General features: G+C 53.0%; 21 protein-coding genes. 6 read left to right on the plus strand and 15 right to left on the minus strand.

What is annotated here, in order from left to right; translation table 11 throughout:
- Positions 1–71: 71 nt before the first annotated feature.
- From narI to BZK41_RS05155, 5 genes are all read right to left on the minus strand, one after another.
- Positions 72–749 (minus strand): respiratory nitrate reductase subunit gamma, encoded by a 678-nt coding sequence (narI, locus tag BZK41_RS05135; protein ID WP_079937406.1) that lies wholly within the window; start codon positions 747–749, stop codon positions 72–74.
- Complete coding sequence (gene narJ, locus BZK41_RS05140; protein WP_079937407.1) at positions 749–1,459, minus strand: nitrate reductase molybdenum cofactor assembly chaperone; 711 nt, start codon at positions 1,457–1,459, stop codon at positions 749–751. The genes narI and narJ overlap by 1 nt, the downstream gene beginning before the upstream one ends.
- Positions 1,456–2,994, minus strand: coding sequence for a nitrate reductase subunit beta (gene narH, locus BZK41_RS05145; protein WP_003020747.1), 1,539 nt, complete (start codon positions 2,992–2,994; stop codon positions 1,456–1,458). Before narH ends, narJ begins: the two co-directional genes overlap by 4 nt.
- The gene (locus tag BZK41_RS05150; RefSeq protein ID WP_079937408.1) at positions 2,991–6,734 is read right to left on the minus strand and encodes a nitrate reductase subunit alpha; all 3,744 of its coding nucleotides are present in this window, start codon (positions 6,732–6,734) and stop codon (positions 2,991–2,993) included. The genes narH and BZK41_RS05150 overlap by 4 nt, the downstream gene beginning before the upstream one ends.
- Before the next feature lie 515 nt (positions 6,735–7,249).
- On the minus strand, positions 7,250–8,641 hold the full coding sequence (locus tag BZK41_RS05155; RefSeq protein WP_079937409.1) for a NarK family nitrate/nitrite MFS transporter: 1,392 nt from the start codon (positions 8,639–8,641) through the stop codon (positions 7,250–7,252).
- Between the two features lie 340 nt (positions 8,642–8,981).
- On the opposite strand from BZK41_RS05155, the gene narX reads away from it, so the two are divergent.
- Both narX and narL read left to right on the plus strand, forming a co-directional pair.
- Complete coding sequence (gene narX, locus BZK41_RS05165) at positions 8,982–10,778, plus strand: nitrate/nitrite two-component system sensor histidine kinase NarX (protein WP_079937410.1); 1,797 nt, start codon at positions 8,982–8,984, stop codon at positions 10,776–10,778.
- On the plus strand, positions 10,771–11,421 hold the full coding sequence (narL, locus tag BZK41_RS05170) for a two-component system response regulator NarL (RefSeq protein WP_003833392.1): 651 nt from the start codon (positions 10,771–10,773) through the stop codon (positions 11,419–11,421). The genes narX and narL overlap by 8 nt, the downstream gene beginning before the upstream one ends.
- A gap of 21 nt (positions 11,422–11,442) precedes the next feature.
- Here narL and BZK41_RS05175 read toward each other — a convergent pair whose 3' ends face one another.
- The gene (locus BZK41_RS05175) at positions 11,443–12,828 is read right to left on the minus strand and encodes a YchO/YchP family invasin (protein WP_079937411.1); all 1,386 of its coding nucleotides are present in this window, start codon (positions 12,826–12,828) and stop codon (positions 11,443–11,445) included.
- Between the two features lie 219 nt (positions 12,829–13,047).
- On the opposite strand from BZK41_RS05175, the gene BZK41_RS05180 reads away from it, so the two are divergent.
- Together BZK41_RS05180 and BZK41_RS05185 are read left to right on the plus strand one after the other, a co-directional pair.
- The gene (locus BZK41_RS05180) at positions 13,048–13,401 is read left to right on the plus strand and encodes a DsrE/DsrF/TusD sulfur relay family protein (RefSeq protein ID WP_047410733.1); all 354 of its coding nucleotides are present in this window, start codon (positions 13,048–13,050) and stop codon (positions 13,399–13,401) included.
- Between the two features lie 262 nt (positions 13,402–13,663).
- Positions 13,664–13,909, plus strand: a complete 246-nt coding sequence (locus tag BZK41_RS05185; protein ID WP_003020763.1) for a DUF1883 domain-containing protein — start codon at positions 13,664–13,666, stop codon at positions 13,907–13,909.
- Positions 13,910–13,963: 54 nt separating this feature from the next.
- Here the strand turns inward: BZK41_RS05185 and BZK41_RS05190 are convergent, their stop codons facing one another.
- Both BZK41_RS05190 and chaB read right to left on the minus strand, forming a co-directional pair.
- Entirely contained in the window at positions 13,964–14,659 is a 696-nt protein-coding gene (locus BZK41_RS05190; protein ID WP_079937412.1) for a gamma-glutamylcyclotransferase, read from the minus strand.
- 196 nt (positions 14,660–14,855) lie between these two features.
- On the minus strand, positions 14,856–15,086 hold the full coding sequence (chaB, locus tag BZK41_RS05195; protein ID WP_079937413.1) for a putative cation transport regulator ChaB: 231 nt from the start codon (positions 15,084–15,086) through the stop codon (positions 14,856–14,858).
- Between the two features lie 276 nt (positions 15,087–15,362).
- Between chaB and chaA the strand changes: the two genes are divergently transcribed.
- Positions 15,363–16,463 (plus strand): sodium-potassium/proton antiporter ChaA, encoded by a 1,101-nt coding sequence (gene chaA / locus BZK41_RS05200; RefSeq protein WP_079937414.1) that lies wholly within the window; start codon positions 15,363–15,365, stop codon positions 16,461–16,463.
- Between the two features lie 200 nt (positions 16,464–16,663).
- Here chaA and BZK41_RS05205 read toward each other — a convergent pair whose 3' ends face one another.
- Entirely contained in the window at positions 16,664–17,254 is a 591-nt protein-coding gene (locus BZK41_RS05205) for a TetR/AcrR family transcriptional regulator (protein ID WP_079937415.1), read from the minus strand.
- 72 nt (positions 17,255–17,326) lie between these two features.
- On the opposite strand from BZK41_RS05205, the gene bdcA reads away from it, so the two are divergent.
- On the plus strand, positions 17,327–18,040 hold the full coding sequence (bdcA, locus tag BZK41_RS05210) for an SDR family oxidoreductase (RefSeq protein ID WP_079937416.1): 714 nt from the start codon (positions 17,327–17,329) through the stop codon (positions 18,038–18,040).
- 66 nt (positions 18,041–18,106) lie between these two features.
- Here bdcA and kdsA read toward each other — a convergent pair whose 3' ends face one another.
- The 6 genes from kdsA to hemA are packed head-to-tail and all read right to left on the minus strand — an operon-like array spanning position 18,107 to position 23,410.
- Entirely contained in the window at positions 18,107–18,961 is an 855-nt protein-coding gene (gene kdsA / locus BZK41_RS05215) for a 3-deoxy-8-phosphooctulonate synthase (protein WP_003020772.1), read from the minus strand.
- Between the two features lie 35 nt (positions 18,962–18,996).
- Positions 18,997–19,806 carry an invasion regulator SirB1 gene (sirB1, locus tag BZK41_RS05220; protein ID WP_079937417.1) on the minus strand — a complete coding sequence of 270 codons (810 nt, stop codon included), beginning with the start codon at positions 19,804–19,806 and terminating at the stop codon, positions 18,997–18,999.
- Positions 19,807–19,808: 2 nt separating this feature from the next.
- A complete protein-coding gene (sirB2, locus tag BZK41_RS05225; RefSeq protein ID WP_079937418.1) occupies positions 19,809–20,201 on the minus strand; it encodes an invasion regulator SirB2 in 393 nt (130 codons plus the stop codon).
- Entirely contained in the window at positions 20,201–21,031 is an 831-nt protein-coding gene (prmC, locus tag BZK41_RS05230; RefSeq protein WP_079937419.1) for a peptide chain release factor N(5)-glutamine methyltransferase, read from the minus strand. Before prmC ends, sirB2 begins: the two co-directional genes overlap by 1 nt.
- The gene (gene prfA, locus BZK41_RS05235) at positions 21,031–22,113 is read right to left on the minus strand and encodes a peptide chain release factor 1 (protein ID WP_003020786.1); all 1,083 of its coding nucleotides are present in this window, start codon (positions 22,111–22,113) and stop codon (positions 21,031–21,033) included. The genes prmC and prfA overlap by 1 nt, the downstream gene beginning before the upstream one ends.
- Positions 22,114–22,153: 40 nt before the next feature.
- On the minus strand, positions 22,154–23,410 hold the full coding sequence (gene hemA, locus BZK41_RS05240) for a glutamyl-tRNA reductase (protein ID WP_003833420.1): 1,257 nt from the start codon (positions 23,408–23,410) through the stop codon (positions 22,154–22,156).
- Positions 23,411–23,522 lie beyond the last annotated feature (112 nt).

Below are 23,522 nucleotides of genomic sequence, written 5' to 3' on the forward strand. Positions count from 1 at the left end.
AGCATGATATCGAAATCAAATGCAAAAAAAACCAGGAGCTTTGTCCTGGTTTTTTTCATTTATATCTTGGCTTAGTGACGTGCGCGAACAATCTGGTATTTGCGGGTCAAATACTCGACCGGGACGCTCCAGATGTGTACCAGACGCGAGAACGGGAACAACAGGAACAGCGTCATACCCAGCACAAGGTGCACACGGAAAATAAATGCGACGCCATCCAGATACTGAGACGCTCCGCCGTGGAACGTCACCACTGTCTGCGCCCAGTTCACCAGCTTCATCATCTCGCTACCGTCCATATGCTGGGCGGAGAACGGAATGGTCAGCAGGCCCAGTGCACACTGGATCACCAGCAGTGAGAGGATCAGAATATCCGCTCCGGTAGTGGTGGCCCGCACGCGTGGGCTGAACAGACGACGTTTCAGCAGCAGTACACCACCAATCAGACACATCAGGCCACTGGCACCACCCGCAAACATTGCCATCTTTTGTTTCACTTCAAGCGGTAGCCACGCTTCATACATCCAGTGCGGCGTCAACATGCCAAGGAAGTGCCCTGCAAAAATACCCAGGATCCCGATGTGAAACAGGTTTGACGCCAGGTTCATCCCTTTGCGATCCAGCATCTGACTGGAAGCCGCACGCCAGGTATATTGCCCGTAGTCATAACGCAGCCAGCTGCCGATCAGAAAGACAGAACCCGCGATGTACGGATAGATGTCAAAGAAGAACGTATTCAGGAAGTGCATTATTGCTGTCCTCCGGTGGTGATATTCAGATACTGCGGCGCAACGGCCCCGGCAAAACGACGCTGGTGAGCGGAGATTTCCGACTCGCCACACCCCTGATCGGCGAAGAATTTCACCTGCTCTTCTTCCCAGACCGCATCCAGCGCTTGTGGGGTATCGTCACGGGCTTCATCCGCAATTTTTTCAGCCACTTTTTCGCTGTCGATAACGGTATTCGCCAGTTTTAACAGCAGATCGAACAGCACCGCATAACGGCTTTCACGCTGTTGCAAACGAGCGCTGAGCAGTGCCAGAATCGGCGCAATATCCTGCAAACCACCTAGCGCTTCGCTTTTCGGCAGTTGCGCAAGGTATTCCAGATATAGCGGCAGATGATCGGGAAGTTCGCGGCTGTCGAGCTGCAAACCGTGCTGCTCATACTGCGCCATCAGGTCAACCATAGCCTGACCGCGATCGCGGGATTCACCGTGAACATGTTCAAACAGCAGCAGCGATGTGGCACGGCCACGGTCAAACAGTTCGCTGTAGGCGGCCTGCACATCCAGCATGTCCTGCGCGGTTAGATCGCGCAGGAAAACGCCCAGAGTCTGGGCATCCTCTTTATCCAGGTTCTCAGATGACGCGAGTGCATCGAAAAGTTCCTGCTGATGCTGCCACAAGGCAGCATCCGGGTACTCGAGCAGACGCGAAACAATGACGAGTTCAATCATTGGTGCGGCTCCGTTTTGCTGGTCACATCGACAGCATCGATGCGGCGGCTGTTGAACAGATTGAATTTAGTATCAGAACCGTGGCAACCGTCACCGAAGGTAAAGCCACAACCGCTTTTCTCCGGGAACGCGTCACGCGCCAGTTCACGATGGCTACTCGGCACCACAAAACGATCTTCGTAGTTCGCGATCGCCAGGTAACGATACATTTCCTGTGCCTGCGCTTCGCTTAAGCCCACCTCTTCCAGCGCACGGGTATCAACTTTGCCGTCAACGGTTTCCGTACGTTTGTAGTGGCGCATCGCCAGCATACGTTTCAGCGCCAACAGCACCGGCTGGGTGTCACCTGCGGTCAGCAGGTTCGCCAGGTACTGAACCGGGATACGCAGGCTGTCAACATCCGGCAGGATACCGTTGCTGCCCAACTCGCCCGCATCAGCAGCTGACTGAATCGGTGACAATGGCGGCACGTACCAGACCATCGGCAGTGTGCGGTATTCCGGATGTAGCGGCAGCGCCAGCTTCCAGTCCATCGCCATTTTGTAAACCGGAGACTGCTGTGCGGCATCAATGACGCTCAGCGGAATACCATCTTTCAGCGCCTGTTCAATAACAGCCGGATCGTTTGGATCGAGGAACACGTCCAGTTGACGCTGGTACAGATCTTTCTCATGCTCGGTGCTTGCCGCGCTTTCAATCGCATCCGCGTCATACAGCAGTACGCCGAGGTAACGGATACGACCGACGCAGGTTTCGGAGCACACGGTCGGCTGACCGGCTTCGATACGCGGATAGCAGAAGATGCACTTCTCTGACTTACCGCTCTTCCAGTTGAAGTAGATTTTTTTATACGGGCAACCGGTGATGCACATACGCCAGCCGCGGCACTTGTCCTGATCGATCAGCACGATGCCATCTTCTTCACGCTTGTAGATGGCACCGCTCGGGCAGGTCGCCACGCACGCCGGGTTAAGGCAGTGCTCGCACAGACGCGGCAAATACATCATGAAGGTGTTTTCGAACTGGCCGTACATCGCCTTCTGCATGTTCTCGAAGTTTTTGTCCTTCGCCAGCTTCTCGAACTCACCGCCGAGGTCATCTTCCCAGTTCGGACCTTTGGTGATTTTATCCATACGCTGACCGGTGATCAGCGAGCGCGGACGGGCAATCGGCTGCGCTTTGCTGTCTGCCGGGGTGTTGTGCAGCGTCTGGTAATCGAAGTCAAACGGCTCGTAGTAGTCATCAATGCCTGGCAAATGTGGGTTAGCAAAGATTTTACCCAGCAGCAGCGCTTTGTTACCCATGCGCGGCACCAGCTTACCGTTGATCTTACGGATCCAACCGCCCTTCCATTTTTCCTGGTTTTCCCAATCAGTTGGGAAGCCAGTACCCGGTTTGGTTTCAACGTTGTTAAACCAGGCATACTCCGCACCTTCACGGCTGGTCCAGACGTTTTTACAGGTTACTGAACAGGTGTGGCAACCGATGCACTTATCGAGATTCAGCACCATGCCGACTTGTGAACGAATTTTCATTTTACGCTCTCCTGTACCTGGTCATTGCCTTCGCCATCCAACCAGTCAATGTTCTTCATCTTACGAACCACCACGAACTCATCACGGTTCGAACCTACGGTGCCGTAGTAGTTAAAGCCGTAGGCCAGGTGGGCATAACCACCAATCATGTGCGTCGGTTTCGGTGTAATACGGGTCACCGAGTTATGGATCCCGCCACGCTGCTCGGTAATCTCCGACCCCGGAATATTCACAATACGTTCCTGGGCGTGGTACATCATGGTCATCCCGGCCGGAACACGTTGGCTGACAACTGCACGCGCCGTCAGCGCACCGTTACTGTTGAAGACTTCGATCCAGTCGTTATCCTCGATACCCAGATCTTTCGCATCCGCTTCGCTCATCCACACGATCGGACCGCCGCGGCCTAACGTCAGCATCAGCAGGTTATCGCTGTAGGTGGAGTGGATACCCCACTTCTGGTGTGGCGTCAGGAAGTTGAGCGCTTTTTCCGGGTTACCATTTGATTTCTCGCCCATCACCTCTTTCACCGAACGGGTGTCGATTGGCGGACGGTAAACCAGCAGGCTTTCACCGAAGTCTCGCATCCACTGATGATCCTGATACAGCTGCTGGCGACCAGTCAGCGTACGCCATGGGATCAGCTCGTGAACGTTGGTGTAACCGGCGTTGTAAGAAACATGTTCATCTTCAAGACCAGACCAGGTCGGGCTGGAGATAATTTTGCGCGGCTGCGCCTGAATATCGCGGAAGCGGATTTTCTCGTCTTCTTTATTCAGCGCCAGATGCGTATGGTCACGACCGGTAAATTCACTCAGCGCCGCCCAGGCTTTCACCGCCACCTGACCGTTGGTTTCCGGTGCCAGGGTGAGGATCATTTCAGCGGCATCAATCGCCGTATTCAGCATCGGCTGGCCTTTTGCCGGGCCTTCAGCCTTGGTGTAGTTGAGCTTACGCAGCAGGCCCATTTCGCTCTGGGTGTTCCAGGCAATCCCTTTCCCGCCGTTACCGATTTTGTCCATTAACGGACCGATAGAGGTGAAGCGTTCGTAGGTTGCCGGGTAATCACGCTCAACGGTCATGATGTGCGGCGCGGTAACGCCTGGGATCAGATCGCATTCGCCTTTTTTCCAGTCTTTAACATCCAACGGCTGCGCCAGTTCGGCGGCGGAGTCGTGCTGGATAGGCAGCGTCACTACGTCGGTTTCTTTGCCGAGGTGGCCCACGCAAACTTCAGAGAATTTCTTGGCGATAGCCTTGTAGATTTCCCAGTCGCTCTTCGATTCCCACGCTGGATCAACGGCGGCAGACAACGGATGAATAAACGGATGCATATCCGAGGTATTCATATCGTCTTTTTCATACCAGGTGGCGGTCGGCAGCACGATGTCAGAGTACAGACAGGTGCTCGACAGACGGAAGTCCAGCGTGACCACCAGATCCAGTTTGCCGTCCAGGCCGTTATCCTGCCATTCCACTTCTTCTGGCTTCACGCCCCCCTGTTTACCCAGATCCAGCCCCTGAATACCATGTTCAGTACCCAGCAGATACTTCAGCATGTACTCGTGGCCTTTACCGGAAGAGCCGAGCAGGTTAGAACGCCAGATAAACAGGTTACGCGGATGGTTTTTACCGTTCTCTGGTTGTTCAGCCGCAAAGCGAATAGAACCTTCCTTCAGAGATTTAACGGTGTAATCCACCGGTGTCATACCGACTTTTTCTGCCTCACGCGCAATGTACAGCGGGTTAGTACCCAACTGCGGCGCGGACGGCAGCCAGCCCATACGTTCAGCGCGAACGTTGAAGTCAATCAGATGGCCGCTATAGCGAGACTTATCCGCCATCGGGGACAGTAGTTCCTGTGCCGTAACCGTCTCATAGCGCCATTGGCTAGAGTGGTTATAGAAATAGGACGTACTGTTCATGTGACGTGCCGGACGCTGCCAGTCAAGGCCAAACGCCAGCGGCTGCCAACCGGTCTGCGGACGCAGTTTTTCCTGGCCGACATAGTGGGCCCAACCGCCGCCGCTCTGACCGACGCAACCACAGAACACCAACATGTTGATAAGCCCACGATAGTTCATATCGAGGTGATACCAGTGGTTCAGACCCGCGCCGACGATGATCATCGAACGTCCGTGGGTTTTATCGGCGTTATCGGCAAACTCACGGGCAATACGCACGATCTGAGAGCGTGATACGCCAGTGATTTTTTCTGCCCATGCCGGGGTATACGCTTTGATATCGTCGTAGCTGGAGGCGCAGTTTTCATCGTTCAGACCGCGTTCCAGACCGTAGTTGGCCATGGTCAGATCGTAAACGGTAGTCACCAGCGCGGTAGAGCCATCTGCCAGCTGCAGGCGTTTTACCGGCAGTTTGTGCAGCAGAACATTTTCCAGTTCAACTTTACTAAAGTGCTCGGTGCCTTCGCCGCCAAAGTACGGGAAGCCGACTTCAGCGATGTCGTCCTGGCTGCCTAACAGGCTGAGCTGCAGTTCGGTTTCGTTACCGGACGTGCCGTCGCGCTGCTCAAGGTTCCATTTACCTTTTTCACCCCAGCGGAAACCAATTGAACCGTTTGGCGCAACCATATCGCCGTCGGTATTGATGGCAACGGTTTTCCACTCTGGATTATTTTCCTGACCCAGGGAGTCAACCAGATCGGCGGCGCGCAGCATACGACCCGCCGCATAATACCCGTCACGCTCTTCGAGCATCACCAGCATCGGGAAGTCGGTGTAACGACGCACGTAGTCGGTGAAGTATTGGCTCGGGTTATCAAGGTGGAACTCACGCAGCATGACGTGGCCCATTGCCAGCGCCATTGCGGCATCGGTGCCCTGCTTCGGAGCCAGCCACAGATCGCAAAGTTTGGCGATTTCGGCGTAGTCTGGGGTGATAGCGACCGTTTTGGTCCCTTTGTAGCGAACTTCAGTAAAGAAATGCGCATCTGGGGTACGGGTCTGCGGAACGTTGGAACCCCAGGCGATGATGTAGCTGGAGTTATACCAGTCGGCAGATTCCGGAACGTCAGTCTGCTCACCCCAGGTCTGCGGAGACGCAGGCGGCAGGTCACAGTACCAATCGTAGAAGCTCAGGCAGGTGCCGCCAATCAGCGACAGATAGCGTGCACCGGAGGCGTAGGAAACCATCGACATCGCAGGGATCGGCGAGAAGCCCGCCACGCGGTCAGGACCATAGGTTTTGACAGTGTAAACGTTAGAAGCGGCAATCAGCTCGTTCACTTCCTGCCAGGAAGAACGTACGAAACCACCACGACCACGCGCTTGTTTGAAGCTTTTTGCTTTATCGGCGTCTTCGATGATGGAAGCCCATGCGTCTACCGGATCGCTGTGCAGTCTTTTCGCTTCACGCCACATTTTCATCAGGCGTTTGCGCATCAGCGGGTATTTCAGACGGTTAGCGCTGTAGAGATACCAGGAATAGCTTGCACCACGAGGGCAGCCACGAGGCTCGTGGTTTGGCAGGTCCGGACGGGTACGCGGATAATCGGTTTGCTGGGTTTCCCAGGTCACCAGACCATTTTTCACATAGATTTTCCAGCTGCATGAGCCGGTGCAGTTTACCCCGTGGGTTGAACGCACGATTTTGTCATGCTGCCAACGCTGGCGGTATCCGTCCTCCCAGTCCCTGTTGGTATTGAGAAGCTGGCCATGCCCATCGGCAAAGGTTTCGCCCTTCTGCTTGAAGTAGCGAAACCGGTCCAGGAATTTACTCATCGGTTTTCTCCTGTAGGAGCCTGACGGCTCTCTGATAAATCGACATTGCTTGATTGAGAGCGAAGGTAACGCTCTGAAAGGGCGTGAGAATTGATAACGATCAAGGCAGGCAAGGATGAAAAATGAGGACTGGTTTTTACATACCCCCAAAGTGGGATATTGATATTTAACGTAATCTATTGAATTTAAATGATTTTCTTAAATTCACTTATCATGCAGATGTTAAATTCTTTACAAGTGGGTATTAAGGGGTATCCCCCCTGCTTAGCATATTGTGAGCACCGTTCTTACAGGCTGTTGTCATGTCACCATACAAAAGTATGTTGTAACTAATTACGGGCAAAAAAAAGCGCGGTCTAACACCGCGCAATGGATAATCAACCTACACGTCATCTTTCAAACTGCTTCTGCATTGGCTACGTTCGTTCTCCCCAGTCACTTACTTCAGTATGCGCCTGGGGATTTCTCACTTGCCGCCTTGAGGCAGTTCGAATGATTTTGTGTATACAACTTTTTTATTTTTTAGAATGACGTCCGTATACCGCCCAGGTGATCACCACACAAGCGACATAGAAGATCAGAAATACTTTCATCGCATCGACCGGCGAACCAGTTAACGCCAGGGACGTACCAAATGCTTTCGGGATAAAGAAGCCGCCAATCGCACCAATGGCTGAGATAAAGCCCAACGCTGCCGCGGTGTCGGTTGCTGCTTCGCGCATTGCTCTCTCTTCTGAACCGCCTTCAGCTTTCACTCTGTCCATCGTCAGCTTGCGGAAGATAACGGAGATCATCTGGAAGGTTGAGCCACTCCCCAGACCCGCCGTCAGGAACAATGCCAGGAACACTGCAAAGAAAGCGATAAAGTTACCACCGACACCGTTTGATGGTAGCGTCAGGAACAGTAAGGCACTGAAAATAGCCATCAGCACGAAGTTCACCAGCGTTACACGGGTCCCGCCCAGACGGTCAGAGATTGCGCCGCCCGCTGAACGAGCCAGTGCGCCAATCAACGGTCCAAAGAAGGCGTAATGCAGGATCTGCACCTCAGGAAACTGCGTTTTTGACAGCATCGCGAAACCGGCAGAAAAACCGATGAATGAACCGAAGGTTGCCAGATACAGCAGGCTCATAATCCACAGATGCCCACGTTTCAGCACCGGCAATTGCTCTTTCAGCGACGCTTTTGAGGTTGCCAGTTCATTCATACCAAACCATGCAGCCAGCGTTAACACAGCCAGGAACGGTACCCAAATCCATGCGGCGTTTGCCAGATACAGCTGCGTACCATCCGGTTGTTCAACCCCGTGGCTACCAAATGCGGCAAAGATTGACAGTGAAACCACCAGCGGCGCAACCAACTGCATCACGCTGACGCCCATGTTGCCCAGGCCACCGTTCAGACCCAGCGCACCGCCCTGTTTCTGTTTTGGAAAGAAGAAACTGATGTTTGCCATGCTGGACGCAAAGTTCGCACCAGCGAAGCCGCACAACAGGGAGATAATAATAAAGGTACTAAACGGCGTGGACGTATCCTGCACCGCAAACCCTAACCATACGCAAGGAATGATCAGGATACCGGTGCTAAATGCCGTCCAGCGACGCCCACCAAACAGGGGAACCATAAAGGAGTACGGAACACGCAGCAGCGCGCCGGACACCGAAGGTAATGCCGTCAGCATGAACAGCTGTTCAGTGGTGAAATCAAATCCGACTTTCGGTAAGTTCACCGCCACGGCGCTAAATAACATCCACACGCAAAACGCCAGCAGCAAGCAAGGGACGGAAATCCACAGGTTACGGCTGGCGATTCGTTGACCACGCTGCTGCCAGAAGGCGGGATCTTCCGGCCGCCATTCGGTAATTACAGCTCCAGATGCCCTTTCCGGGGCAGATGAGTGACTCATAGACACCTCTGATACTTGTTTCGATGCCTGCAACATTAGGGTTTACAGCTGGAGGTAAGTTGATATAAATCAAAGGAAAAGGTGTCATTATTCATGCCTAAAATTTATCATTACCCTTAATGAGTACATAACTTCGGTAAAAAAGATGTGGTTTTTCACGCTTCTGTCGTTCACTACTCCCCCTTGTCCAGGATCTCTCCCACCACTGGCAATTAAGAGGTAGCCCGTTTGAGGTATGGGTATACTCCAGTGTATCGCCGAGAATAACGCCACTGCCTGCAGCAGAATCGTCATTCAATAAGGTTTTCTGTTCGACGAAAACCCGAAGGAACAAGTCACCATGTTTAAACGTTGTCTCTCCCCGCTTACGCTGGTCAACCAGGTGGCGCTGATTGTTTTATTGTCCACAGCCATCGGCGTGGCGGGTATGGCTGTCTCTGGCTGGTTGGTTCAGGGCGTTCAGGGTAGCGCCCATGCAATCAACAAAGCGGGATCGCTGCGCATGCAAAGCTATCGCCTACTGGCAGCCGTGCCGCTTGACGCGAGCGATCAACCGCTGCTGGATGAAATGGAGCAAACGGCGTTTAGCCCGGAATTGACGCGTGCCGCAAAGCGAGACGGACAACAGGCGCAGTTAAAAGCGCTACAGGATTACTGGCACACTGAACTGGCGCCGGGACTTGCGCATGCGCAAACGCCTGATGCGGTAGCGCAGGATGTGACGCGCTTTGTAGGCGGTCTGGATAAGCTGGTTACCGCCTTTGACCATACCACCGAATTACGCATTGAACGCGTCGTCCTGCTACATCGCCTGATGGCCGTATTTATGGCATTGCTGCTGGTTTTCACCATTATCTGGCTGCGCGTGCGCCTGTTAGAGCCGTGGAAACAGCTGCTGGCGATGGCGCGAGCCGTCAGCCAGCGTGATTTTACCCAACGCGCACGTATCAGCGGGCGTAATGAGATGGCTGCTCTGGGTTCAGCGCTGAATAATATGTCGGAAGAACTGGCTGAAAGTTATGCCGTGCTGGAACAGCGGGTGAAAGAGAAAACGGCAGGTTTGGAGCACAAAAATCAGATCCTTTCTTTCCTCTGGCAAGCCAACCGCCGCCTGCACTCTCAGGTACCGTTGTGCGAACGCCTCTCTCCGGTACTGAATGGCCTGCAAAATTTGACCTTGCTGCATGACATTGAACTCCGGGTTTACGACCTGGAAGATGAAGACAATCATCAGGAATTTACCTGTCAGTCAAATGCCAGCTGCGATGAGAAAGGTTGTCATCTGTGTCCTCGCGGAACGCTGCCCGCGATTGACGGCGGGATCACATTGAAATGGCGGCTGACCGATGCGCATACCCAGTATGGTATTCTGCTCGCCACCTTGCCTAACGGACGCCATCTCAGCCACGATCAGCAGCAGCTGGTTGATACCCTGGTTGAGCAACTAACCGCAACGCTCGCACTCGACAGACATCAGGAGCGTCAGCAGCAGTTGATCGTGATGGAAGAGCGTGCCACCATTGCACGCGAACTTCATGATTCTATTGCACAATCGCTCTCTTGTATGAAGATGCAGGTTAGTTGTTTGCAGATGCAGGGCGATGCGCTTTCAGATAACTGTCGCGAGTTGCTCAGCCAGATTCGTAACGAGCTAAATGCTTCATGGGCGCAACTGCGTGAACTGTTAACTACCTTCCGTTTACAGCTCACGGAACCTGGATTACGACCGGCGCTGGAAGCCAGCTGTCAGGAGTACAGCGCCCGTTTTGGATTTACGGTTAAGCTGGATTATCAGCTACCGCCACGCCTGGTCCCTTCGCATCAGGCGATTCACCTGCTACAAATTGCGCGCGAAGCCCTGAGCAATGCACTTAAACACTCTCAGGCCAATGAAGTTGTCGTGACGGTGGTGCAAAATGGCAAGCAGGTCAAACTAACAGTGCAAGATAACGGCTGCGGCGTACCGGAAAACGCCGAACGCAGTAACCACTACGGCATGATTATAATGCGCGACCGTGCGCAGAGCTTGCGCGGCGATTGCCGCGTACGCCATCGCGAGACGGGCGGTACTGAAGTTGCTGTCACTTTTATTCCCGAAACAAACTTCACAGAAGTCCAAGGAGATACCCATGAGTAATCTGGAACCGGCAACCATCCTGCTGATCGACGATCATCCGATGCTGCGAACCGGTGTAAAACAGCTTGTCAGCATGGCGCCCGATATTACCGTTGTCGGCGAAGCCAGCAATGGCGAGCAGGGTATCGAGCTGGCTGAATCCCTTGATCCCGATCTGATCCTGCTTGATCTCAATATGCCCGGCATGAATGGTCTGGAAACCCTCGATAAGCTGCGTGAAAAATCACTGTCGGGCCGTATCGTTGTGTTTAGCGTGTCCAATCATGAAGAAGACGTAGTTACCGCACTGAAACGCGGCGCTGACGGTTATCTGCTGAAAGATATGGAGCCGGAAGATTTACTCAAAGCCTTACAGCAGTCAGCGGCCGGTGAAATGGTGCTGAGTGAAGCCTTAACGCCGGTTCTGGCCGCCAGCCTGCGTGCTAATCGTGCAACGTCGGACCGTGATGTCACCCAACTGACACCGCGTGAACGCGACATTCTCAAGCTCATTGCCCAGGGTCTGCCGAACAAGATGATCGCCCGTCGTCTGGACATCACTGAAAGTACGGTAAAAGTCCATGTGAAGCATATGTTGAAGAAAATGAAGCTCAAATCACGCGTTGAAGCCGCGGTATGGGTACATCAGGAACGCATTTTCTGATAACACGTTGATGTTTCAGTGCTAACGAGGATCATTTTCCGAAACGGTAATAAACGGTTCGGTCAGTGATAGCGTGATCTCATTGGAAGAGACACGCTGACCCTGCTCATCTTCTACCACCACTGACAGTCGCCAGCGGTTTGTCGCGCCTTCGCTGTTGTTCCACTTCGGCATAATAATCGTCCATCCCTGCGTGCTTCGCGCATTGCTGCCAGCCGTTAAGCTCAACGCCTGAGTATCACCCTGCCAGGTCAAATGGCGGATCCCATGCAAACTACGCACCTGCAGCTTCAGCGCCACCGTCTCACCAGGCTTGAGATCCCAGGGCGGCGTGGCCAAAAATACCGTCAGCGTTTTACGCTGGCGATATTCCAGCGTCGGCAGATTGTTACGCTGCGGATCGTCATAACGACTGCCGCGCAGCGATCGGCTGTTTGCCACCTCGCTGACCATCAGCTGTTTTTTTAGCGGTACGCCAAATCGGTAATTCAGCGTTAAGCCGAGGTTATTCTGGCTGACTCCACTTTCGCCCTGCTTATGTTGTGCCGTCACGGTAATCAACGGCACCGGCGTATAGCTCAATCCCAGATTCACCGCCACAGGATTGTGGTACCCGGTTCCGGAATGAAACAGATCCACCCGGTCGCCAAAATATTGTTCCACGCTGACGCTGGTATTGAGGTGTTGATAGAACGGCATACGCATTTGCGCAGTCAGGTCGTAACCGCGGGCCATCCGTTGTTCCTGGGTTGCGGAACGCTCCTGCCAGGAGGACAACGGTTGGTAATAGTTAGCGGATAAGCGCAAGTATTCGCCCCACGCCTCGGCGCCGAGGCCTCCCCGGGGCAGATTTTCATCCAACAGGTTGTCATAAAAGGTGTTGTAACCCAGAAACCAGCCGTCGCGTACCCAGCGCTGCCCCATCCCCGCATTGCTGACTAAACCTTCGTCCTGTTGCGTTACCCCTAATTGGCTCCAGGTTAAATATCGTTGATTGTCCTGCCACGGGATAAACCAGCTTCCCCGACTTCCAGTAAAGCTGCCTTCGTTATCCACCTGCAATCCAACGCTGGCGTTTCCCCAGGGAGAGAGCCAGGATTCCAGTTGCTGATTCACCTGTTCGCTGACCGTGTCACGCACCTGACCAAATGCGAACTGCTTCGCCTGTTCACCCGTATCAAGCCCGTTATCGGTCATGCTGGCTTCACCAAAGGCTTTGACCATTTCGGCAAAGTGCTTTTCGCCTGCCCGCGACTCCGGCGCCATGCCGAGATCGGGCAAGCCATCACTATTGTTATCAAAAGGGTTTTCAGCCTGGTACACAAAAGACGGCTGCGCGCTGGCAATACCGCCTGCCAGCGGCAAGAGTGAGAATACAGCGAGAGAAAAATAAATATTACGGCTCAAATCGTCAGTTGTTTCTTACATCAATTAATTAGGCATACCTAAGTTAAACCATAACGTCTTCGGCTGTTAATTACAGCCTTTATCCCCGTTTTCGGGATTTTCCGACCCGGATAATAAGAGGTACCCACTTCTGCAATCATGCTTTCTTTTCTACTTAAGCCAACAGGGAGTAACATACACACCAGGCATTATCCCTTCCATCTGATAACAGGAGTAAAAATGCAAAAGATAGTGATCGTCGCGAACGGTGCAGCCTATGGAAGCGAATCGTTATTTAACAGCCTGCGTCTGGCCATTGCACTACGCGAACAAGAAGCGGATCTCGACCTGCGTCTGTTTTTAATGTCGGACGCGGTAACGGCGGGGTTACGCGGTCAAAAACCTGCGGAAGGATATAATATTCAGCAAATGCTGGAGATCCTGACGGCGCAAAATGTGCCAGTCAAACTGTGCAAAACCTGCACCGATGGCCGTGGCATAACCGAACTGCCGTTAATTGACGGAGTAGCCGTCGGCACGCTGGTAGAACTGGCTCAATGGACGCTGGCTGCAGATAAAGTGCTGACCTTCTGATACACCGCTTTCAGGCAAGCACACTGAAAGTGTCGATAATTTCCGGATTTAATCGTAGATGGGCGCGGTTTCGTTGAACGTTAGCACGCCCTTTCAATCCTTTTGAGGAATTTTGTCACTTTTGTTTAATCGTTATGCCATTTTTTGATCAAAATCAGCATCCTGTTGCTCCCCCTTTGGTGTTATGCAATGAGTGAAATGTGAACAACATCACGCAGCACTTTCGACAGAAAGTACGTTGTTTTCAAGAACGGGGTGAAAAATGGCATTAGTGAAGGCGAGTTTAAAGTTATTTGGTGGCGATACGGTGGTTGTGCGCTGTTCCGAGCGCTGTCACATCCATCTGATGAGCGAGAAAAATCACGTCAAAGACACGCAGTCCGACATCTTAAGCGTGCAGGATCGTGATAACGCATGGTTGACCGTACCGTATACCGGCATCTGGAATGTGCTGATCGACAGCCACAGCCAGTCGCTGGAGCATTCGATAAGTTATATTGCAGCCTAAGTGTTAAATGCCCGAAAAGAGCCTGGCTTTCGGGCATTCAGTTCCAGGCTAGATTCAGGCAAACCCTGGGCGCATAACACCTTCCGGCAGGTTCTCTCCTAACAATCGTTTGACCGTGATCACCAGATCGTTAAGACAATCATCCTGCATCCCCAACTTGACCAGCTCTTGCTCCAGTGAGAACAGATACTGGGCGTTGGTGCCTAAAGGTCCGCTCGCTGCGGCGATAAGCGGCGCAATCACCTGCGCGCGCGTGTCTGATTCAAACAGCGGATGACGCGGATCCATAATAAAGACCAGTGCGTTCACCATCCGACCATCATCAAGCGCCAACTGACACCAGGTCGGCAGATAACAGCCGGTAATCATTTCTCGCTTCCACAGCAGAGAAAGCTCTTGTTCCAGGGACGCGTCTGGCAAGCGGTAGGCCACACCGGTGGTGCGTCCGCCCTCTTTCAGGGCCAGCATACGTCCTGGCTGACACGCCGTTCCTCGCCCCGCCGTCAGGCGCAGACAAAAGGCACGGTGCCAGCCGACTAACGTCCCGGTACAGGACTCTTCAAACTCTAAGGCCGGGTTCCACATCAACGATCCATAACCGAAGATCCACACCGGTCCATCATCTGGTCGGCAAGCGAGCGTGGCTGCCAGTGAGGCTGCACGTTGTTCCGCTGACCAGAGTAGTGATTCTTCAATAGCACCAAATGCCGTCTTACAGTCAGCATTCAATAAAAAATCACGCGTTAACACCTTACACCTCCGCCACTGCTGCTTCCCTGCGACAACTTTTTTGACGCCTTCCGGGCTTTTTTACTGCTCATTTTGAAACCAATAGCTGGACAATAGGCAATTCACCGCTCGCTTGCAAGGCAGCAACGGCGCGGCGTAGCACGATTCGCTAACGCCTGATGCCGGCTAGTTTATAAAGGCATTATAATTGATATTGTTACGCCTTCTTATGCCATTTATCATCATCACCTTTTTGATAATCATTTTTGACCGCAGCCCACGCCACTTTGTGTGCCGTCTCTTCACGTGTGGCATCGTCACGGCGATCGGACTTATCTTTATACTGCTCCCAGGCGCTGTTGAAAGCTTCTTTGTAAATATCCTGAGCATGGGCTGGCAGAACATGCTGCACGCTGTCAGGCAGATCGCTTTTGGATTTATACGGCATTGTAAACTCCCCTTTTTAGGCTAAACCTTAAGTGTGGTTAACAATGCGGCGATGCGCCAACAATAGACATTTTTAGAAACCTTCTTCATCTAACCTTCTGTTAATTAAACAGTCTATAAACAAGAAATTTGTTTTTGACCGCTTTGAGAGGAAAAATAAGTGATGTAGTAAAATTTCGTAAAATGTCACCTACAAAACCAGGTTTTCTGTTATTTTTTACATTCTTTAATACTTTTTATAATTATAAATACCTGCAGAGATGGAGAAATCAATTCAATGACACAAGTACAAGAGGCGGTCAAAACCCGCCACAAGGAGACCTCTCTCGTCTTCCCGATTTTAGCGCTGGTAGTACTGTTCTTTTGGGGGAGCAGTCAGTCACTACCAGTGGTCATCGGCATTAATGCGCTGGCCCTTATTGGTATATTAAGCAGCGCATTCAGCGTTGTCCGTCATGCGGACGTATTAGCGCATCGACTTGGCGAACCCTACGGGTCGCTGATCCTCAGCTTGTCCGTTGTTATACTTGAAGTTAGCTTAATCTCCGCATTAATGGCGACCGGCGATGCCGCGCCTACGCTCATGCGCGACACGCTCTATTCAATCATTATGATCGTAACCGGTGGTCTGGTCGGTTTTTCATTACTGTTAGGTGGCCGTAAATTTGCTACTCAGTATATGAATCTGTTTGGTATTAAACAGTATTTAATCGCCCTGTTCCCACTGGCCATTATTGTACTGGTGTTCCCGATGGCTTTACCGGGAGCAAATTTCACCACCGCGCAGGCGCTGTTAGTGGCATTGATTTCTGCGGCGATGTACGGCGTATTTTTGCTAATTCAAACTAAAACGCATCAGAGCCTGTTCATTTATGAGCATGAAGACGAGGGTGACGACGACGACCCGCATCACGGTAAACCGTCAGCCCACAGCAATTTGTGGCATGCCGCCTGGCTTATCATTCATCTGATCGCTGTTATTGCCGTTACCAAAATGAACGCCAGCCCGCTGGAAACATTGCTGACTGAACTGAATGCCCCAGTGGCATTTACCGGTTTCCTGGTCGCATTGCTGATCCTCTCTCCTGAAGGCCTCGGCGCGCTGAAAGCGGTTCTGAGTAATCAGGTACAGCGGGCGATGAATTTATTCTTCGGTTCGGTGTTAGCCACCATTTCACTGACCGTTCCGGTAGTGACCCTGATCGCATGGGCAACCGGGAATGATTTGGTCTTTGCGCTGGGCGCGCCAGAGATGATTGTGATGGTTTCATCACTGGTACTGTGCCACATCTCTTTCTCCACCGGGCGCACCAACGTGCTTAACGGTGCGGCGCATCTGGCGCTGTTTATCGCCTATCTGATGACGATATTTGCCTGATTAATCTTTCTGGTAGAACCTACGGCCCTTCTCAGGGCCGTTTTCTTTTACCGCTCACTGCTCCGGATAAACCTGTTGACCATCGACAAACGTTAATAACGACTCCGTTTGGTGCAATTTGTCTGCCGGAATAGCCATAATATCCTGGTTAAGTTCCCATTTTCCCCATCATATTTATCCACCTTTTCATGTGATGATCATCAGGAAAGCTGATGCAGCACCGCTACGCTGGCGATTCGTGCGCTGGCTAGCAGACGTTCGAACGTATGCCCGCATCGCGCTTTTCCCGACAGGCCAAGCATTGTGGTACTGACGTAATCAGTCAGGCTGTCAGCCTCTTGGGGGTAGCGCTGTGCGATAAAGTCGTGAATTTTATGTTCGGCAGCCGAGTAGAAGTTCCGCGCGACCTTCCGCGCCTGCGGATCGTTACTGTGCGTGCCCTCCAGGACCAAACATCCCGGCGCATGCGGATCTGCGGCATAACGTCGCGCCGCCTCTTCAAGCAGATCGGTAAGACATGCAGAAACGGGTTTATCGGGGCGCAGAATGTCATCAAAAGGGATCGCCTCGGTCTGTACGTAGCGATCAAGAACACGTTTATAAAGACCGATTTTGTTCCCAAAAGCAGCATAGAAACTGGGGGGCTTGATCGACAACGCCGCGGTGACATCCGCCACGCTAACGGCATCATATCCATGTGCGTGAAACAAGGGCTGTACTTTGGCAACCGCCATTTCTGGATCAAAATTACGTGGTCGACCTGGTGCGCGAGTACATTTTGTAGTGCTCATTACAAATCCATTGACAGAAAACTATGCACCCATTATATATCGATCACTACATAATTGTTCAAGGAGTATCTTATGCCCTCATTTAACGGCAAGTCAGTTCTGGTTCTTGGCGGCAGTCGTGGGATTGGCGCAGCTATCGTGCGCCGTTTTGCCGCGGATGGCGCATCGGTTACCTTTACCTATTCAGGATCCCCTGACGCTGCCAAAGCGCTTGCTGATGAGACGGGTACCCAGGCTGCGCAAACCGATAGCGCCGATCGCAACGCCGTCATTAACCGTGTACGCGAAAGCGGCCCACTGGACGTGCTGGTAGTTAATGCAGGCATTATTCTGTTTGGTGATGCGCTGGAGCAGGATCCTGATGACGTTGAGCGCCTGTTCCGGATTAACATTCACTCCCCATACTATGCGGCCGTGGAAGCGGCACGGCAGATGCCTGACGGCGGACGCATTATCATTATTGGTTCTGTGAATGGCGACCGAATGCCTCTTGCCGGCCTGGCTTCTTACGCAGTGAGTAAATCAGCGCTGCAAGGGCTGGCCCGGGGGCTGGCACGTGATTTTGGCCCGCGCGGTATTACGGTAAACGTGGTTCAACCAGGTCCTATTGATACCGATGCCAACCCGGAAGATGGCCCACTGAAAGAGGTGATGCACAGTTTTATGGCGCTAAAACGACATGGTCGACCAGAAGAAGTTGCGGGAATGGTTGCCTGGCTTGCAGGCCCTGAGGCTGGGTTTGTGACGGGGGCAATGCATACAATTGACGGTGCGTTTGGCGCCTGACGGCCACCCTTAACACCTTTTCAAAAAGCAGTCCGAAGAGATATCTCTCCGGACTGCAACACTTTCTTAGTTCTCGGTATCCAGCTCGTCGAAGCTTTTCACCAGGTCATCAATTGCTTTAATCTGGGTCAGGAATTGTTCCAGTTTCGCCAGCGGCAGCGCGGATGGGCCATCGCATTTCGCATTGGCTGGATCCGGATGCGCTTCAATAAACAGACCTGCCAGACCTACCGCCATACCGGCGCGTGCCAGTTCGGTAACCTGCGCACGACGACCGCCGCTTGCTGCGCCAAACGGGTCACGGCATTGCAGAGCATGGGTAACGTCAAAAATCACCGGTGAGTTGCCGGAGACTTTCTTCATCACGCTGAAGCCCAGCATGTCCACAACCAGGTTGTCGTAACCAAAGTTCGCGCCACGGTCGCACAGAATAACCTTATCGTTACCGCCTTCATGGAATTTATCCACGATATTGCCCATCTGGCCCGGGCTTACGAATTGCGGTTTTTTCACGTTGATAACGGCACCGGTTTTCGCCATCGCCTCCACCAGATCGGTCTGACGAGCGAGGAAGGCCGGCAGCTGAATCACATCCACCACGTCAGCAACAGGCTGAGCCTGGCTGGCTTCGTGAACGTCGGTGATCACTTTTACGCCAAAAGTCTGCTTCAGTTCCTGGAAGATTTTCATCCCTTCTTCAAGGCCCGGCCCACGGTAAGAGTGGATGGAAGAACGGTTGGCTTTATCAAAGGAGGCTTTGAACACGTAAGGGATACCCAGCTTTTGAGTAACGGTTACGTAGTGCTCACAAATGCGCATCGCCAGATCGCGGGATTCCAGCACGTTCATTCCGCCAAACAGCACGAACGGCAGGTCATTTGCCACGTTGATGTCGCCAATGCTAACCACTTTTTGTTTCATAGGATCGCCTTAAACGGTAGGTAAAGTGTCATTAATCAATGCAATACAATTTGCTTGTGCGAAATAGTATTAATCTGCGCACGAATCATTTCGCTGATCGGGTCTTCCGGACACTGCTCAACGAAATAACTTAAATCTGTCAGCGCAACATGTTCACACTCCAGCTGCGCGTATATTAATCCACGATCGCGTATTTCATACGGATCTTCAGGATTAAACTGTAATAGTGCTTCGCTGGCACGCAGCGCCAGCTCCATTTGCCGCTCTTCCATCAGCGATGATTTCAGCGTGTCGAGCAGCTTGCGGATTACTTCTGCATTATCCGCCTCATCCAGGTCTTCGTTAAACAGTTCCGCGACCGGGCTGATATTCCCCTTCAGCCACACTTCCAGCGTGTGCTCATTTAACGTTTCGCCATTGAACGGATTGATTAGCCACATTTCGCCATCGAGCGATTCAATACGCAGGATGAGTTGTGTCGGGAAAATCACTGGTACCAGCGGCAGTTCCAGTCGGTTGGCAATCCATAATAAGATCGCACCCAGCGACACGGCGCTGCCCTGGCGATTTTTCAGTACCTGGTCAAGCCAGAGTGCATCAGAAAGACGATAGACGCCGCGGGTATCCGTAAACCCCCACTCGCCGTAAAAAATTGCCAGCAGTTTTTCCAGTTGCTCATCCTGAGACAGGAGCTGGCTAATTTCTTCTTGCGCCAGACTGACCAGACGTTCCAGTTCGTCATAGACAGTTTGTGTTGGAAAATCCAGACGGATAGACTCCGACGCCAGGATCATCCCATCACACAATGGCGCTTTATTAAATTCGAAATCAGCTAACGACCTCATGCTTACCCCAGTAACGGTATTTTTGTGGTGGCGAGTTTAATGATGATGTACAGCACCACCAGCGCCAGCGGAAATGCGACTAATCGCGCCTGCTGGCTGCGCGCCCGACGATAATCGAGCGCAATAAAACCCAAAACGATGTAAATGATAACCCCAAACAGCTTTTCAGTCAGCCATGTCCCGTGCTCAGTGAATGGCAGGATGTGCGCTTTAACCATTAATGCCACGCCGCTGAGTAATAAAACGGTATCGACAACCGGCGGCACGATGCGCGTCCAGCGCGCACTGGCAAGGCGCGAGTCGGTGTAACGCCACCAAAAACGCAGCGTCAGCAGGCCAACGGAAAGCGCAATGCTGATGAGATGAACGTTGAGTAACACACTGAAGGTACTCATTACGAGAGGCGCCCAAGCGTAATTCTTTCGTTGCCGCCGTAATCACGGCAGGTTTCAACCGCCAGATAACCCGCGTGAGTAAAGGCATCGCGCACGGCCTCACCTTGCTGCCAGCCATGTTCCAGCAACAGATAGCCGCCAGGCATTAACACGTTCTGAGACTGGTCGATGATATGCACGATATCCGCCAGCCCCTGCTCGCCCGCCACCAGCGCCGACAGCGGTTCGAAGCGAACGTCGCCTTGCGCCAGGTGCGGATCCTGTTCGTCGATATACGGCGGATTGCTGACAATCATGTCAAACTGCTGCCCCTGCAAAGCGCTAAACCAGTCGCTTTGCAGCACACGAACATTGTCGATAGCCAGGTGCTGCGTATTGCGCATAGCCAGCGCTACGGCATCCGGCATACGGTCGACCGCCGTCACCGCGCAATCCGGACGTTCAGTCGCCAGTGCCAGCGCAATGGCACCCGTGCCGGTTCCCAAATCAAGAATACGACACGCAGAAGCCGGCAGGCGAGCCAGTGCCTGCTCCACCAGACACTCGGTATCCGGACGCGGAATAAGCGTGGCTGGAGACACAAACAGCGGCAACGACCAGAACTCGCGCACACCGGTTAAGTGTGCCACCGGTTCACCCCGCTGGCGTCGCTCCAGTAACGTATCAAGCTGTTGACGCTGCGCCTCGGTTAACTCCGTTTCGCCGAAAGCCAGAATAAAGGTGCGCCCTTTGCCAGTAACGAACTCGAGTAAAATCTCGGCGTCACGGCGCGGGCTTTCGCTTGCCTGTAATTGGCTAATCGCTTCACGCAGCCAGTGCTGATAATCCATTAATCCTGCTCGGACAACGCCGCCAGTTGGTCGGCCTGGTATTCCTGGACAATCGGCTCAATCAGCATATCCAGTTTGCCTTCCATCGCTTCATCCAGACGGTAGAGCGTCAGGTTAATGCGGTGATCGGTCACACGACCCTGCGGGAAGTTATAGGTACGGTTACGATCGCTGCGATCGCCGCTGCCCAACAGGTTACGACGCTCAGAGGCCTCCGCCTGTTGACGTCTTGCCACTTCGGCGGCACGAATTCGCGCCCCCAGCACCGACATCGCTTTCGCTTTGTTTTTATGCTGTGAACGTTCGTCCTGGCATTCCACCACGATACCGGTCGGTAAGTGGGTAATACGAATTGCGGAGTCGGTGGTGTTAACGTGCTGACCGCCCGCGCCTGATGAACGGAAGGTATCAATACGCAGATCGGCCGGGTTAATGTCCGGCAGTTCGGCATCCGGCAGTTCCGGCATAACCGCGACCGTACAGGCAGAGGTATGAATACGCCCCTGTGATTCAGTCGCAGGTACGCGCTGCACACGATGGCCGCCGGACTCAAACTTCAGTCGCCCGTAAACGCCTTCGCCGCTAATCTTGGCAATGACTTCTTTAAATCCGCCATGCTCGCCTTCGCTGGCGCTCATGATCTCAACCCGCCAGCGACGCGATTCAGCGTAACGGCTGTACATGCGGAACAGATCGCCGGCAAACAGCGCCGCTTCATCACCACCGGTTCCCGCGCGCACTTCGAGGAAGGCGTTACGTTCGTCATCGGGATCTTTAGGTAACAGCAGGACCTGCAGATGCTGTTCCAGTTGCTCGCATTTCTCTTTTGCTTCGCGCAGTTCATCCTGCGCCATTTCACGCATTTCAGGATCGTCGAGCATCATCTGAGCCGTCTCGATATCTTCCTGAACCTGTTGCCAGTCCGTAAAACAGCGAGATACATCGCTTAATTGCGCATATTCGCGCGACAGCGCACGAAAGCGATCCTGGTCTGCGATAGTACCCGCATCACCGAGCAGCGCCTGAACTTCTTCATGGCGTTCATGCAGGGCTTCCAGTTTGGCAACGATAGAAGGCTTCATAGGCGTAAATGCACCCTGTAAAAATAAGATTGGTGTGCTGCTACTCCAGCCCGAGGCTGTCGCGCAGAATATTCAGGCGTTCACTATCCCCGTCACGGGCGGCCTGTTGAAGTGATTTGGTTGGTGCATGAATCAGGCGATTGGTCAGTTTCCAGGCCAGATCCTGCATAATGGCTTGCGCATCACCGCCCTGTTGAAGAGCGGCCAACGCTTTGGCGGTCAGTTCATCACGGATCTGTTCTGACTGACTGCGATACTCGCGGATAGTGTCGCTTGCGCCCTGGGCGCGTAACCAGGCCATAAACTCGCTGGCTTCCTGCTCCACTATCGTCTCGGCTTCCACCGCCGCCGCTTTGCGCTGGGCCAGGTTATGCGAAATGATGCTTTGCAGGTCATCAACGCTATACAGATAGGCGTTAGACAATTTACCCACTTCCGGCTCGACATCGCGCGGTACGGCGATATCCACCAGCAACATAGGCTGATTGCGGCGGTTTTTAAGCGCACGTTCCACCATTCCTTTGCCGATAATCGGCAGCGGACTGGCGGTAGAACTAATAATGATATCGGCATCCTGTAAACGCGCGTCGATATCACTCAGTGAAATCACCTCAGCGCCGACTTCATCCGCCAGCACCTGCGCACGCTCACGCGTACGGTTGGCGATGATCATCTTCTTCACTTTGTGCTCGCGCAGATGTCGCGCGACCAGCTCGATGGTTTCGCCCGCACCGACCAACAGCACGGTTACCGTGGAGAGCGATTCAAATATCTGCCGCGCCAGGGTACAGGCGGCAAACGCCACCGACACGGCACTGGCACCGATGTCAGTTTCTGTACGTACACGTTTAGCGACAGAGAATGATTTCTGGAACATGCGTTCAAGCGCACTGGCGTTCAGGTGACCTTTTTGCGAATCCGCAAACGCTTTTTTCACCTGCCCCAGAATTTGCGGTTCACCGAGCACCAGTGAATCCAGACCGCTGGCAACACGCATCAAATGACTGACTGCGTCGTTGTCCTGGTGCCAGTACAAGCTGTTGCGCAGATCTTCTTCATTGAGGTTATGGTATTCACACAGCCAGCGAACCAGCGCTTCTTGCAGGTTATCCTGCTCTTCAACGCTGAGATACAGCTCCGTGCGGTTACACGTCGACAGCACTACCCCGCCCTGCACCATTGGCTGCGCGAGCAGGCTGTCCAGCGCCTGATCGAGCGTATCCGGCGAAAACGTTACGCGTTCTCGCAGCGATACAGGTGCCGTTTTATGGTTAATACCAAGCGCTAAAAGGGTCATGTGTGCGGGAATAGTACCAGCGTTGATAAGGTTAGACTGGGTGCATCATACAGGATGCGTGCGGTCAATAAAAGAGACTGACCCCTTTTGGAGTAATAGCTTAGTGCACAAA

Source organism: Citrobacter sp. A316 (assembly GCF_002042945.1).
Classification (GTDB): Bacteria; Pseudomonadota; Gammaproteobacteria; order Enterobacterales; family Enterobacteriaceae; genus Citrobacter; species Citrobacter portucalensis.

Coding starts and splice junctions, on each gene's coding strand:
- BZK41_RS05155 (WP_079937409.1), bottom strand. CDS start 8,641: ATGAGTCACTCATCTGCCCCGGAAAGGGCATCTGGAGCTGTAATTACC.
- BZK41_RS05205 (WP_079937415.1), bottom strand. CDS start 17,254: ATGAGCACTACAAAATGTACTCGCGCACCAGGTCGACCACGTAATTTT.
- sirB2 (WP_079937418.1), bottom strand. CDS start 20,201: ATGAGTACCTTCAGTGTGTTACTCAACGTTCATCTCATCAGCATTGCG.
- narI (WP_079937406.1), bottom strand. CDS start 749: ATGCACTTCCTGAATACGTTCTTCTTTGACATCTATCCGTACATCGCG.
- chaB (WP_079937413.1), bottom strand. CDS start 15,086: ATGCCGTATAAATCCAAAAGCGATCTGCCTGACAGCGTGCAGCATGTT.
- kdsA (WP_003020772.1), bottom strand. CDS start 18,961: ATGAAACAAAAAGTGGTTAGCATTGGCGACATCAACGTGGCAAATGAC.
- BZK41_RS05180 (WP_047410733.1), top strand. CDS start 13,048: ATGCAAAAGATAGTGATCGTCGCGAACGGTGCAGCCTATGGAAGCGAA.
- narH (WP_003020747.1), bottom strand. CDS start 2,994: ATGAAAATTCGTTCACAAGTCGGCATGGTGCTGAATCTCGATAAGTGC.
- bdcA (WP_079937416.1), top strand. CDS start 17,327: ATGCCCTCATTTAACGGCAAGTCAGTTCTGGTTCTTGGCGGCAGTCGT.
- prfA (WP_003020786.1), bottom strand. CDS start 22,113: ATGAAGCCTTCTATCGTTGCCAAACTGGAAGCCCTGCATGAACGCCAT.
- BZK41_RS05150 (WP_079937408.1), bottom strand. CDS start 6,734: ATGAGTAAATTCCTGGACCGGTTTCGCTACTTCAAGCAGAAGGGCGAA.
- narL (WP_003833392.1), top strand. CDS start 10,771: ATGAGTAATCTGGAACCGGCAACCATCCTGCTGATCGACGATCATCCG.
- hemA (WP_003833420.1), bottom strand. CDS start 23,410: ATGACCCTTTTAGCGCTTGGTATTAACCATAAAACGGCACCTGTATCG.
- sirB1 (WP_079937417.1), bottom strand. CDS start 19,806: ATGAGGTCGTTAGCTGATTTCGAATTTAATAAAGCGCCATTGTGTGAT.
- narJ (WP_079937407.1), bottom strand. CDS start 1,459: ATGATTGAACTCGTCATTGTTTCGCGTCTGCTCGAGTACCCGGATGCT.
- narX (WP_079937410.1), top strand. CDS start 8,982: ATGTTTAAACGTTGTCTCTCCCCGCTTACGCTGGTCAACCAGGTGGCG.
- prmC (WP_079937419.1), bottom strand. CDS start 21,031: ATGGATTATCAGCACTGGCTGCGTGAAGCGATTAGCCAATTACAGGCA.
- BZK41_RS05185 (WP_003020763.1), top strand. CDS start 13,664: ATGGCATTAGTGAAGGCGAGTTTAAAGTTATTTGGTGGCGATACGGTG.
- chaA (WP_079937414.1), top strand. CDS start 15,363: ATGACACAAGTACAAGAGGCGGTCAAAACCCGCCACAAGGAGACCTCT.